Below are 13,240 nucleotides of genomic sequence, written 5' to 3'. Positions count from 1 at the left end.
TGCGCGAGGAGGCCGCCCGGCGTGGCCTGCTGGTCGCCGACAAGCCCGACTCGCACGACATCTGCTTCGTCGCCGACGGGGACAACGCCGGCTGGCTGCGCGACAAGCTCGGGGACCGCAACCCCAACACCGGCGGCGACATCGTCGACGCCACCTCGGGGGAGGTCCTCGGCCGGCACGGGGGCACGGTCGCGTACACGATCGGGCAGCGCCGCGGGCTGCGGCTCGGGCGGCCCGCGCCGGACGGGAAGCCTCGCTTCGTCCTCGACATCGAGCCGGTCTCCGGCACCGTCACCGTCGGCCCCCGCGAGGGTCTCCGGATCGACCGGATCACCGGCATCCGGCCACGCTGGTGCGGCACCGTGCCGGCGCTGCTCGACGGTCCCGCGGTGACCGTCCAGCTGCGTGCCCACGGGGCCGAGCACCGCGCCGTCGTCACCGTCGGTGCCGACGGCGAGCAGGTCGAGGTCGAGCTGCTCGAGCCGGCCGAGGGCATCGCCCCCGGTCAGGCGGTCGTGGTCTACGACGGCAGCCGGGTCGTGGGCTCCGCCACCATCAGTGCCACGGCCCGCTCGGAGGCCCTGACGTGACCACGCTGGCCAGCGGCGTCGGGTCGATGCCCGGCACCGACGACCGGGAGTACGCCGAGGCGGTCCGCGTGGTCCTCGGCGAGCTCTCCCTGCCGCACGTCCCCGAGCTGCCGGGTCGGGGTGCGCTCGCGTCCATGACCGGGCGCGGCCTGGCCGTGGTCGCCGGCCTCGGTGCGGACCTGCAGCCGGCCGGCTGGCGGCTGACCGACGCGCCCGGGGTCGACCACCGCCGCGCCCGCTCCCTGCTGGCCCAGGACCTCGACCAGGTCGAGGAGCAGGCCCAGGCCCACGTCGGCCCCTTCAAGGCCCAGGTCTGCGGCCCGTGGACGCTGGCCGCAACGGTCGAGAAGCCGCGCGGCGACAAGATCCTCTCCGACCACGGGGCCCGCCGCGACCTCGCGCAGGCGCTCGCCGAGGGGGTCCGCGACCACGTCGCCGACCTCCGCCGGCGTCTCCCCGGCACCGAGCGACTGGTCGTGCAGGTCGACGAGCCGGCACTGCCCGCGGTCCTCGCCGGGGCGATCCCCACCGCCTCCGGCTTCGGCCGGCACCGGCGCGTGGACCTGCCCGAGGCCTCCGCCGCGCTGGAGTGGGTACTGACCGCGATCACCGAGTCCGGTGCCGAGCCGTGGGTGCACTCGTGTGCGCCGGCTGTGCCCTGGTCGCTCGTCCGCGGCGCCGGTGCCCGCGGCCTCTCCGTGGACCTCGACGTCCTGCGTCCCGAGGACCTCGACCACCTCGCCGAGGCGCTCGAGGCGGGGGAGACCGTCGCGCTCGGCCTGGTGCCCTCGACGGACCCCGACGGCGTGCCGACCGACACGGTGCTCACCGAGCGGGTGCTGCGCTGGCTGGACATGCTCGGCCTGGACCACGACGAGGCCGCGGGACGGCTGGTGGTGACGCCGTCCTGCGGCCTGGCCGGGGCGTCGTACGACTGGGCGCGGCGAGCGCTGCACCTCTCCGGCGCGGTCGCCGGCCACCTCTGATCCGGGGTGGCGGGCCTTCGGGTCTCAGCCGGGGGCGAGCAGGCGCAGCGAGGCGTCGATCGCGACGTCGTTCCAGCGCTCCACGCCGGTCAGCATGTAGTGCCCCAGGCCACCCATGTCGTGCAGGGTCGCGTCGGAGGCGACACCCCGGGCCCGCTCGACGTAGCGGCGCGTCTCGGCGTACGACGTGATCCGGTCGCGGCGGCCGTGCGCGGCCACGAGCGAGCGACCGGCCAGCGCCGCGACGGGATCCTCGGCCGACCACCAGGGGGCGAGCCCGACGACACCGACCACCGAGGGGTCGTCGGCGAGGTGGACGGCCACCCGGGCGCCCATCGAGTGGCCCAGCAGCACGACCGGGACGTCGCCGTGCTCGACGCGCAGGCGGTCCAGCGCCCAGCGGGCGTCGGCGACGCGGTCGGCGCCGCCGTTCCAGCCGCGCTCTCGGTAGCGCACCAGCCACACACCCGTCCCGGCCTCGTGGGCACGCATCGCGATCGAGCGCTGCATCCACAGGGCCCGGCGCCACGAGGCCGAGCGGCCGTCGACGGGCTGCCGCGAACGGGGCTTGCCGCCGTGYAGCACCAGGACCATCGCGCCGGGACGGCCGGGGGCGTCGTACCTCGTCAGCAGCGGATCACTCACGGGACTCCTTCGAGGCGACCGGCACCTGCGGATGGGTGGGGACGGATGGGTGGGTCGGAGCGGGGGTGCGGAGGGACGGGGAYGGTGGGAACGGCGACGACCCGCCCGCGGCGCGCGGACGGGTCGTGCCGGTACGCCGATCAGCCGACGTGGACGCCCTCCGGCGGGGCGTCCGTGGCCAGCTCCTCGTGCTTGACGTCGAGGAAGATCCACACGATGGCGGAGGCGGCCACCATCATCAGCGAGCCGACGAGGAACGCCATCGTCGCTCCCTCGGTGAAGGCGCCGAGGCTGGCCAGCTGGGCGATGGTGCCCTCGTCCATGCTGCCCTTGGTGGCGGCGGTGAGCGAGGGGGCGATCTCGTCCGCCCGGGTCTGGGCGAAGTGCAGCGAGACGGTGCTCAGGGTCGCGAGGCCCAGGGCGCCGCCGACCTGCTGCATGGTGTTGAGCACGCCCGAGCCGATGCCGGTGTCCGAGTCGCGCAGGTGGTGCACCGCGACCAGGGTGAGGGGCACGAAGTTGAGCCCCATGCCGAAGGCCATCAGCACGACGAACGGCAGGATCTGGGTCCAGTAGTTGACCCCGTCCCCGATCGGGACGCCCTGGCCCCCCAGCGACCCGAGGATCGCGGCCGGGTCCTCGGGGACGGTGATCCGGCTGAAGCCGTACAGCGCCGCCGCGGAGAGCAGGGTGCCGACGCCGGAGAGGTAGCGCGGGTCCACGTGGCTGATCAGCTTGGAGGCGGCGGTCGCCGAGATGATCATCGCGATGGAGAAGGGCAGGAACGCGACGCCGGTGTGCAGCGGCGAGTAGCCCACGACGAGCTGGATGAACAGCGAGAGGAAGAAGAACATCGCGAACATCGCGGCCGGGACGATCATCATCACCGCGAAGGCGGCGGCCCGGTTCTTGCTCCTGAAGATCCGGAACGGCATCAGCGGGTGCGCGACGCGCGACTCGATCAGCAGGAACACACCGAGCAGCGCGAGGCCGACGACCAGGGCGACGATCGTGGTGGAGTCGCTGAAGCCGTGAGCCTGCTGGCCGGCGAGCGAGAGGCCGTAGACGATGGCGAGCAGGCCGCCGGTGCCGGTGATGGCGCCGGGGACGTCGAGCTCGCCGGGGTGCCGCTCGGACTCCTCGAAGAAGCGCGGGGCGAGCACGGCCGCCACCAGGCCGATCGGGACGACGATGAGGAAGGTGTAGCGCCATCCCGCGATGCCGAGCGGGGAGTCCAGCCCGGTGAGCCAGCCACCCAGGATCAGGCCGACGGCGGCACCGACACCGGCCATCGCGGCGTACACGGCGAAGGCGCGGTTGCGCTCCTTGCCGGCCGGGAACGTGGTGGTGATGAGCGCGAGCGCGGCCGGCGAGGCCATGGCGGCACCGGTGCCCTGGAAGGCCCGGGCGGACAGCAGCATCGCCTCGTTCTGCGCGATGCCGCCGATGAACGAGGCGAGCGCGAAGACCAGGACGCCGACCATGAAGATGCGGCGACGTCCGTAGAGGTCGGCGAGCCGGCCACCGAGCAGCAGGAAGCCACCGAAGGTCAGCGCGTAGCCGGTGACGACCCACTGCAGGTTGGCCTGGTCGATGTCCAGGTCCGCGCCGATGTAGGGCAGGGCGATGTTGGCGATGGTGGAGTCGAGCACCACCATCAGCTGGGCCAGGGAGATGAGGACGAGTGCCCAGCGGAGCCGCCTGTGCTCCTGGGGGGTGACCTCGACGGCCTCCGCGGCCTGGATCTTCTCGGACATGGTGTTCCTTCGCTTTCGAATCTGTGGGGTCAGCCCGCGACGGAGGCTGCGGTGGTCGCGGCGGGCAGGATGATCTGGTCGAGGACGCGATCGATGAGCTCCGGGGTCGGAGCCTCACCGAGCATGAAGAAGCGGTGCAGGACGATGCCCGGCAGTGCCGGGCCGATCAGGGTGATGTCGATGTCGTGACGCAGCTCGCCGCGGTCCCGGGCGCGCTCGAAGATCGCGAGCGTGTGCGCGATCTTCGGCCCCAGCACCTGGGTGCGGTAGGCATGGGCGAACTCGGGGTCCCGACCGATGGCGGTGAGGACGCTGGTGAAACGGGTGACGGTCTCGGGGTCGGTGAGCCCGCCGAAGCCGCAGTATGCCGCCCTGAGGTCACCGCGCAGGGAGCCGGTGTCGGCCGGCTCGGGTGCGGCCTTCTGGGCGACGAGGGCGTCGATGTCCAGGGTCAGCTTGTTGGTCCACCGACGGTAGAGGGTGGCCTTGGACGCCTTGGCCCGGGATGCCACGGCATCCATGGTCAGCCGGTCGTAGCCGACCTCGCCGAGCACCTCGAGGGCGGCGTCGAGGATCTGCTGCTCGCGGTCTCCCTCCACCCGGGGGCGCGTGGTGACGTCGGTCGGGGTCATGAGGGATGGAACATTGTCGTTTCATCTGGCATTCCCGCCGGTCTGGACCAGTGGTCGTGCGTCGGGGTGCGCGGCGGTGTCGGTGACCCTGTCGGTGGGAGCGGGCAGACTGTGCGCCATGACCGTGGAGCCCGCCCCCACCGACGCCCGCGAGCGTCACCAGGAGCTGCGCGAGCAGGTCGAGGACGCCCGCTGGCGCTACTACGTCCTGGACGACCCGACGCTCGCCGACGCCGACTTCGACGCCCGGATGCGCGAGCTGGAGGCCCTCGAGGAGGACCATCCCGAGCTCCGCACCCCCGACTCGCCGACCCAGACCGTCGGCGGGGCGGTGTCGACCGAGTTCACCGCGGTCGACCACCGGCAACGGATGGAGAGCCTCGACAACGCGTTCTCCTTCGACGAGCTCGACGGGTGGTATGCCCGCCTGGGTCGCGACGGGCTGGAGTCGCCCGACCTGCTGTGCGAGCTCAAGGTCGACGGGCTGGCGATCAACCTGCTCTACGAGCAGGGCCGCCTGGTGCGGGCACTCACCCGCGGAGACGGTCGCACCGGCGAGGACGTCACGCCCAACGTGAAGACCATCGACTCGGTCCCGCACCGGCTGACCGGCACCGACGAGCTGCCGGTCCCGGCGCTGCTCGAGGTCCGCGGCGAGGTGTTCCTGCCCGCCGAGGCCTTCGAGCGGCTCAACGCCGCGATGGCCGACGCCGGCAAGCCGCTGTTCGCCAACCCCCGCAACGCCGCCGCCGGCTCGCTGCGGCAGAAGGACCCGCGCGTCACCGCGACCCGGTCGCTGGGCATGGTCTGCCACGGCCTGGGCGCCCGGGAGGGCTTCGAGCCGGTGGCGCAGTCCGCGTCGTACGCCGCCATGCGCGCCTGGGGGCTGCCGACCTCCGACCAGGTCCGGGTGGTCCCCTCCATCGAGGAGGTCCGCGCCTACATCGACCACGTGGGGGACCACCGGCACACCATCGTCGGCTACGAGATCGACGGTGTGGTGGTCAAGGTCGACGACGTGTCGCTGCAGCGACGCCTCGGCTCGACCAGCCGGGCCCCGCGCTGGGCGATCGCCTTCAAGTACCCGCCCGAGGAGGTCAACGCCAAGCTGCTGTCCATCGAGGTCAACGTGGGCCGCACCGGACGCGTCACGCCGTACGGCGTCATGGAGCCCACCCGGGTCGCCGGCTCCACGGTGGAGAACGCCACCCTCCACAACGCCCACGAGGTGAAGCGCAAGGACGTGCGGCCCGGAGACACGGTCGTGCTGCGCAAGGCCGGCGACGTGATCCCCGAGATCGTCGGTCCGGTGCTGCCCCTGCGACCCAAGGGGTTGCGGCCCTGGCGGATGCCGACGAGGTGTCCGGCCTGCCGGACCCCGCTGGCCCAGCAGAAGGAGGGCGACAAGGACCTGCGGTGCCCCAACCACGAGAAGTGCCCGGCCCAGGTCCGCGAGCGGGTCTTCCACGTCGCGGGACGGGGCGCCTTCGACATCGAGGGGCTCGGCTACGAGGCGGCGGTCGCCCTGCTGGACGCCGGTGCGATCCGCAACGAGGGCGACCTGTTCGGGCTCGACGAGGCCGCGCTGCTGACCGCCCCGCTCTTCACCCGCGCGCCGAAGAAGGACGAGGAGGGCCCCCAGCTCAGCGCCAACGGCGCCCGGCTGCTCGCCAACCTCCACGAGCGCAAGGAGCGGGTGCCGCTGTGGCGGGTCCTCGTGGCGCTGTCCATCCGGCACGTCGGACCGACCGCGGCCCGGGCGTTGGCCACCCAGTTCGGGTCGATGGCCGCGATCCGGGAGGCCGACGAGGAGACGCTGGCCAACACCGACGGCGTAGGGCCCACCATCGCGGCGTCGGTGCGGACGTGGTTCCACGGCAGCAGCACGGGCGACGCCGAGACCGACGAGGTCGGCGACAACGTCGGGTGGCACAACGCCATCGTCGACACCTGGGCCGCGGCCGGGGTGACGATGGCCGACGAGCGCGACGCGTCCGTCCCGCGCACCCTCGAGGGGCTCACCGTCGTGGTCACCGGCTCGCTGGAGGCCTACACCCGGGACTCGGTCAAGGAGGCGATCATCGTCCGCGGCGGCAAGGCGTCGGGGTCGGTGTCGAAGAAGACCGACTACGTCGTGGTGGGCGAGAACGCCGGGTCCAAGGCCGACAAGGCCGAGCAGCTCGGCGTGACGGTCCTCGACGAGGCGGGCTTCGTACGGCTGTTGGCGCACGGGCCCGAGGAGGCCGCCGACGACGGGTCGGACGGGTCGGACGAGGCGACCGACTGATCGGTGGGGCGCCCGACGTTTATCCCCGGCCCACCGCGGTAGGAGGCAGGCGTAGGCACATCTTCTCTGGGGGTCCCTCATGCGTCTCGTCCCGACCGCTGCACTCACGCTCGGCCTGCTCGTCCCCGGCCTCGTCGTCACCTCGGGCGCCGCCGAGGCGGCGGCCGCCTCCTGCGGGGGCCTCAGGGCCACCATCGTGGGCAACGCCCGGGCCAACACCCTCGAGGGCACGGACCGCCGCGACGTCATCGCCGCCGGTGACGGCGACGACACCATCCGCGGACTCGGTGGCAACGACGTGATCTGCGGGGGCGGGGGCGCCGACCGCATCTTCGGTGGCGCCGACGACGACGCGATCTTCGGCGGCACCGACCGCTACCACGCCGACGCCTTCGGCCTCCTGCACAAGGAGGGGGACCTCATCGACCCGGGTGCCGGCAACGACACCGTCGACCCCGGCTACGACGCGCGCCGCACCTCTCCGGGCGTGGACTTCACCCCCGACTCGGTGACGTACGCCGACGCGCGGGCCGCAGCCGTCGTCGACCTGCGCACCAGCCCGGCGACCGTCGGGGCGCACGGCGCCGACACCATCACGGTCGCCGCCGGCTCGGCGCTGCGCTTCGTCGGCACGGCGTACAACGACGTGATCCGCGGGACCTACCAGGACGACGTGCTGATCGGGCTCGGCGGCGACGACCAGATCTTCGGCCAGGACGGCGACGACCGGATCCTTCCCGACGGCGCCGACAGTGCGGGCGCCGACCTCGTGGACGGCGGGGGCGGGCGGGACATCATCGAGAGCGTCGCGGGCTACGACACCCTGATCGGCGGCATCGACGCCGACGCCATCTCCTCCACCTCGGTCAACCGGCTCTCGGTCAACGGCGGCAGCGGCGGCGACACCATCACCGTCCAGGTGCCGGGGGAGACGGGCTTCAGGGTCCTCGGCGGTCCCGGCCAGGACAAGCTGCGGATGCAGGCCTACCCGAACCCCGCGGTCGAGCCCACCCTGCGGATGGACCAGCGCAAGGGCGTCACCACGGTCACCCACCTGGCGCCGGTGGCGATCACGGGCAAGGTCCAGAGCTTCACCGAGGTCGTGCTGCCCGGCAACACCAGGTCCTTCTACAAAGGTCTCGACAAGGGCGAGATCATCGACGCCAACCCCGAGCACCGCGCCGTCATCAAGGGTCGCGGAGGTGCGGACGTGATCACCGGGTCCCACCGCGCCGACCTCCTCGTCGGCGGCAAGGGCTTCGACATCGCGTTCGCCAAGGCTGGCAACGACAGGTGCCTGCGCATCGAGCGCCGCGGATCCTGCTGATCGCCCACCGTCGGGTCGCACCTAGGATTGGCGGCATGCCCGAGATCTCCCGCGAGGAGGTGGCCCACCTGGCCACCCTCGCCCGCATCGACCTCGACGACGCCGAGCTCGACCACCTCGCCCCCCAGCTGAGCGTGATCCTCGAGTCCGTCGCATCCATCAACGGCGTGGCCGGCGACGACGTCCCCCCGACGTCGCACGCCCTGCCACTCACCAACGTCTTCCGCGAGGACGTCGTGGTGCCCGGCCTGACCGCCGAGGAGGCGCTGTCCGGCGCCCCGGCCAGTGAGCAGCAGCGCTTCAGCGTGCCGCGCATCCTGGGGGACGAGCAGTGATCACCCGGACCGCCGCCGCGATGGCCGAGGCCCTCGCCGCGGGCGAGACCACCAGCGTGGAGCTCACCCGGCAGCACCTCGACCGGATCGCCGCCGTCGACCCCGACGTGCACGCCTTCCTCCACGTCGACGCCGAGGGCGCGCTGGCCCAGGCGGAGGCGTCCGACGCCCGCCGCGCTCGCGGCGAGCTGCTCAGCCCCCTCGACGGCGTGCCGATCGCCGTCAAGGACGTGCTCACCACCACCGGCCTGCCCACCACCTGCGGGTCGAAGATCCTCGAGGGCTGGATCCCGCCGTACGACGCCACGGTCGTCGCGCGCCTCAAGGCCGCCGGCCTCCCGATCCTCGGCAAGACCAACATGGACGAGTTCGCGATGGGCTCCTCCACCGAGCACTCGGCGTACGGCCCGACCCGCAACCCCTGGGACCTCGACCGGATCCCCGGCGGCTCGGGGGGTGGCTCGGCCGCCGCGGTGGCCGCCTTCGAGGCGCCGCTGGCCATCGGCACCGACACCGGCGGCTCGATCCGCCAGCCCGGAGCCGTCACCGGCACGGTCGGCGTCAAGCCGACCTACGGCGGCGTCTCGCGCTACGGCCTCGTCGCCCTGGCCAACAGCCTCGACCAGGCCGGCCCGGTCACCCGCACCGTGCTGGACGCGGCGATGCTGCACGACGTCATCGGCGGGCACGACCCGCGCGACTCCACGTCCATCGACCAGGAGTGGCCCTCGTTCACCGAGGCCGCCCGCCAGGGCGCGTCCGGCGACATGAGCGGCGTCAAGGTCGGCGTCATCACCGAGCTGGCCGGCGACGGCTGGCAGCCGGGCGTGATGACCCGCTTCACCGAGTCCGTCCAGCTCCTCGTCGACGCCGGGGCCGAGGTCGTCGAGGTCTCCTGCCCGTCCTTCGTGCACGCGATGGCGGCCTACTACCTGATCCTGCCGGCGGAGGCGTCGAGCAACCTCGCCAAGTTCGACGCGATGCGCTACGGCCTGCGGGTGCTGCCCGAGGGCATCGACAACCCGAGCGCCGAGGACGTCATGCGTGCCTCCCGCGACGCCGGCTTCGGCGACGAGGTCAAGCGCCGCATCATCCTCGGCACCTACGCCCTCTCCAGCGGTTACTACGACGCCTACTACGGGCAGGCCCAGAAGGTCCGCACGCTGATCAGCCGCGACTTCGAGGCCGCGTTCGAGCAGGTCGACGTCCTGGTCTCGCCGACCGCGCCCACCACGGCGTTCAAGCTGGGCGAGAAGCTCGACGACCCGATCGCGATGTACCTCAACGACCTCGCGACCATCCCTGCCAACCTCTCCGGTGTCCCGGGCATCTCGGTACCCAGCGGCCTGGCCGACGAGGACGGACTGCCGACCGGCTTCCAGGTCCTGGCCCCGGCGCTGGCCGACGAGCGCGTCTATCGCGTCGGTGCCGCGCTGGAGGCCCTCCTGGCCGCGCAGTGGGGCGGCAGCCTGCTGGACCGCGCCCCGGCCCTCGCGACCGCCACCGTCACCGAAGGAACGAACGCATGACCGAGCTGATGCCGTACGACGACGTGCTGGCGGCCTTCGACCCCGCGCTGGGCCTCGAGGTCCACGTGGAGCTCAACACCGCGTCCAAGATGTTCTGCGGCTGCCCCGCGGTCTTCGGCGGCGAGCCCAACTCGGGCACCTGCCCGACCTGCCTGGGCCTGCCCGGCGCGATGCCGGTGGTCAACGGCAAGGCCGTCGAGTCCGCGATCCGGATCGGCCTCGCGCTCAACTGCGACATCGCCGAGTGGTGCCGCTTCGCCCGGAAGAACTACTTCTACCCGGACATGCCGAAGAACTTCCAGACCTCGCAGTACGACGAGCCCATCGCCTTCGACGGCTGGATGGACGTCACCGTGCCGACCGAGGGGGGCGACGACGAGATCTTCCGCGTCGAGATCGAGCGCGCCCACATGGAGGAGGACACGGGCAAGTCGCTGCACGTGGGCGGCAGCACCGGACGCATCCACGGTGCCGACTACTCGCTGGTCGACTACAACCGCGCCGGGATCCCGCTGATCGAGATCGTCACCCGCCCCATCATGGGCGCGGGGGAGAGGGCCCCGGACGTCGCGCGGGCCTACGTCGCGCAGCTGCGGGACCTGATCGTCGCGCTCGGGGTCTCCGAGGCGCGGATGGACCAGGGCAACCTGCGTGCCGACGTCAACCTCTCGCTGGCCCCCAAGGGCAGCGGCACCCTCGGCACCCGCACCGAGACCAAGAACGTCAACTCGTTCCGGTCCGTCGAGCGGGCCGTGCGCTACGAGATGCAGCGCCACGCCGTGATCCTCAGCGGCGGCGGGTCGATCCTCCAGGAGACCCGGCACTGGCACGAGGACACCGGCGTGACGACCAGCGGTCGCGTCAAGTCCGACGCGGACGACTACCGCTACTTCCCCGAGCCGGACCTGGTGCCGGTGGCGCCGAGCCGGGAGTGGGTCGAGGAGCTCCGCGGCACGCTGCCGGAGAACCCGACGCAGAAGCGGGCCCGTCTCCAGGCCGAGTGGGGCTTCTCCGACCTGGAGATGCGCGACACGCTCGGTGCCGGGGCGTTCGGGCTGGTCGAGGAGACCATCGAGGCCGGGGCCTCGCCCCAGGCGGCCCGCAAGTGGTGGCTCTCCGAGCTCGCCCGGCGCGCCAACGACACCGGCACCGACATCGCCGCCCTCGGGGTCAGCCCGGCCGACGTCGCGGCCGTCCAGCGACTCATCGACGCAGGCAGCATCAACGACAAGCTGGCCCGCCAGGTCTTCGAGGGCCTGTACGCCGGTGAGGGCACGCCCGAGCAGATCGTCGAGGCCCGCGGCCTGGCCATCGTCTCCGACGACGGCGCCCTCGGGGCGGCGGTCGACAAGGCCATCGCCGACAACCCGGACGTCGCCGACAAGATCCGCGACGGCAAGGTCGCGGCCGCCGGGGCGCTCATCGGCTCGGTGATGAAGGAGATGCGCGGCCAGGCCGATGCCGGACGCGTGCGCGAGCTCATCCTGGAGAAGCTGACCTGAGCGATCCCGACGGCGCGCCGTGGCTGTAGGGTGCGCCGAGGAAACCATCATCCGTCTGCGACGGGGAAGCCGGTCCGAATCCGGCGCTGACCCGCAACCGTAGGTGCCTCGACCCCCGGGTCGTCGCGCGAGCCGGACCGCCTGTCGCAGGCGCACCTGACAATCACGCTGCGAGGAAACAGCGGGTGTCGCCCTCCGGCGCCTCCCGTTGCAACAGCGGGAAGGAAAGCATGTCTCACGCACTGCGCTCCCACACCTGGCGTCGCGCCGCCGGGCTGGTGGCCGCCTCCACCCTGGCGCTCACCGTCGTCGCCCCGTCGGCCACGGCCGCCCCGCCTGCGACGGGAAGGACCGATGACGGTGCCATCACCCTCGCCGGGACGTGGCTCAAGGGTGAGCTGACCGACGGCCTGATCGACGCCGGCGGCTTCACCGACTTCGGCCTGACCCTCGACAGCGGCTTCGCGCTCGACCAGGCCGGCGACACGAAGGGCGTGGCGACCGTCAACCGCGCTTTCCAGCCCGTCATCAACGACTACATCTCCGGCGACGCCTTCGGGGACGCGGGCAGCACCTACGCCGGTGCGGTCGCCAAGGCCGCGACCTTCGCCCGGGTCGCCGGCGCCAACCCGACGTCGTACGGCGGGGTCAACCTCGTCACCCGCCTCGAGGAGCGCGTCAGCGCGACCGCCCCCGTCGTGGGTCGCATCCAGGACACGTCGACGTTCGGCGACTTCGCCAACACGCTGGGCCAGTCGTACGCCGTCCGTGCCCTCACCGAGGCCAAGTCCCAGCGGGCCGCCGACGCCGTCGCGTTCCTCCTCGCCCAGCAGTGCACGTCCGGCTTCTTCCGCCAGGACTTCACGAAGGACACGACCGCCGCGGCCCAGGGCTGCGTCGAGGGCCAGACCGGCTCGGAGCCGAGCATCGATGCCACCGCCCTGGCCGTCGTCAACCTCGTCGAGGGTGACGCCAAGGGCCAGGACGTCGCCCGAGCGGTCGACAACGCCACCGACTGGCTGGTGAGCCAGCAGAAGCGGAACGGCTCCTTCGCCGGCAACACCAACAGCACCGGTCTCGCCGGCTGGGCACTCGGCCTGGTCAAGGCACGGGCGGAGGCCACCAGGGCCGCGACCTGGGTCCGCTCCCAGCAGCCGATCGACGCGTTCCGCTGCCTCAGCGCCCTCACCCAGGAGACCGGCGCGATCGCCTTCGAGGCCAAGGCCGTCAAGGCGGCCCGCAACAGCGGCCTCACCGACGGCGACGTGCGCGGTCAGTGGCGTCGGGCCACCGCCCAGGCGATGGCCGTCCTGCAGTGGGCGCCGGCCGCGACCGACGACCTCGGCATCAGCCTGACGCGCACGTCCGCCGAGGCCGGCGACAAGGTCCGCGTCAAGGTCGTGGGCCTCGCCCCGGGCGAGCGTGCCTGCGTCTCCATCAAGGGTGACACCAAGCGGATCGTCGGCAAGGCCTCGGCCCGGCCGGTCACCCGCAAGCTCTCGATGCCGACCGGCAACAAGACGCGCAACGTCAAGGTCAAGGTGGCCGACGAGGCCGCCAGGACCCGCATCTCGGTCCGCAACTGAAGGTCCCTCCCGTGACGAGAGCACCTCGCGCACTCCTCGTCGCCGCGGCCACCCTGGTGGCCGC

Annotated in this window: 11 protein-coding genes; 8 read left to right on the top strand and 3 right to left on the bottom strand. The window is 72.5% G+C overall.

Annotated elements, in window-relative coordinates; translation table 11 throughout:
- Both ACXJKL_RS03970 and ACXJKL_RS03965 read left to right on the top strand, forming a co-directional pair.
- Positions 1-590: tRNA methyl transferase PRC-barrel domain-containing protein (locus ACXJKL_RS03970; protein WP_457205757.1), on the top strand; the 590-nt coding region annotated here is incomplete at its 5' end.
- Positions 587-1,576: a methionine synthase gene (locus ACXJKL_RS03965; protein WP_457205756.1), complete on the top strand. Its 990-nt coding sequence runs from the start codon at positions 587-589 to the stop codon at positions 1,574-1,576. The genes ACXJKL_RS03970 and ACXJKL_RS03965, both read left to right, overlap by 4 nt.
- Before the next feature lie 24 nt (positions 1,577-1,600).
- Here ACXJKL_RS03965 and ACXJKL_RS03960 read toward each other — a convergent pair whose 3' ends face one another.
- The 3 genes from ACXJKL_RS03960 to ACXJKL_RS03950 form a co-directional block, all read right to left on the bottom strand.
- Positions 1,601-2,221, bottom strand: a complete 621-nt coding sequence (locus tag ACXJKL_RS03960; protein WP_457205755.1) for an alpha/beta hydrolase — start codon at positions 2,219-2,221, stop codon at positions 1,601-1,603.
- Positions 2,222-2,361: 140 nt separating this feature from the next.
- Positions 2,362-3,978 carry a DHA2 family efflux MFS transporter permease subunit gene (locus ACXJKL_RS03955; RefSeq protein WP_457205754.1) on the bottom strand — a complete coding sequence of 539 codons (1,617 nt, stop codon included), beginning with the start codon at positions 3,976-3,978 and terminating at the stop codon, positions 2,362-2,364.
- Between the two features lie 29 nt (positions 3,979-4,007).
- Positions 4,008-4,610 (bottom strand): TetR/AcrR family transcriptional regulator, encoded by a 603-nt coding sequence (locus ACXJKL_RS03950; protein ID WP_457205753.1) that lies wholly within the window; start codon positions 4,608-4,610, stop codon positions 4,008-4,010.
- 118 nt (positions 4,611-4,728) lie between these two features.
- Here ACXJKL_RS03950 and ligA point away from each other — a divergent pair, with 118 nt between their 5' ends.
- The 6 genes from ligA (at position 4,729) to ACXJKL_RS03920 (ending at position 13,176) form a co-directional block, all read left to right on the top strand.
- Complete coding sequence (gene ligA, locus ACXJKL_RS03945) at positions 4,729-6,897, top strand: NAD-dependent DNA ligase LigA (protein ID WP_457205752.1); 2,169 nt, start codon at positions 4,729-4,731, stop codon at positions 6,895-6,897.
- Between the two features lie 79 nt (positions 6,898-6,976).
- A complete protein-coding gene (locus ACXJKL_RS03940) occupies positions 6,977-8,224 on the top strand; it encodes a calcium-binding protein (RefSeq protein WP_457205751.1) in 1,248 nt (415 codons plus the stop codon).
- A 35-nt stretch (positions 8,225-8,259) separates the two neighbouring features.
- Complete coding sequence (gene gatC, locus ACXJKL_RS03935; RefSeq protein ID WP_056885707.1) at positions 8,260-8,559, top strand: Asp-tRNA(Asn)/Glu-tRNA(Gln) amidotransferase subunit GatC; 300 nt, start codon at positions 8,260-8,262, stop codon at positions 8,557-8,559.
- Between the two features lie 20 nt (positions 8,560-8,579).
- Positions 8,580-10,088, top strand: a complete 1,509-nt coding sequence (gatA, locus tag ACXJKL_RS03930; RefSeq protein WP_457205758.1) for an Asp-tRNA(Asn)/Glu-tRNA(Gln) amidotransferase subunit GatA — start codon at positions 8,580-8,582, stop codon at positions 10,086-10,088.
- On the top strand, positions 10,085-11,590 hold the full coding sequence (gene gatB, locus ACXJKL_RS03925) for an Asp-tRNA(Asn)/Glu-tRNA(Gln) amidotransferase subunit GatB (protein ID WP_457205750.1): 1,506 nt from the start codon (positions 10,085-10,087) through the stop codon (positions 11,588-11,590). Before gatA ends, gatB begins: the two co-directional genes overlap by 4 nt.
- Before the next feature lie 230 nt (positions 11,591-11,820).
- Complete coding sequence (locus ACXJKL_RS03920) at positions 11,821-13,176, top strand: hypothetical protein (protein WP_457205749.1); 1,356 nt, start codon at positions 11,821-11,823, stop codon at positions 13,174-13,176.
- Positions 13,177-13,240 lie beyond the last annotated feature (64 nt).

It is taken from the genome of Nocardioides sp. P5_C9_2 (assembly GCF_054049555.1).
Note: the sequence above shows the minus strand (reverse complement) of the source record. Positions and strands in the feature narration are given on the sequence as shown.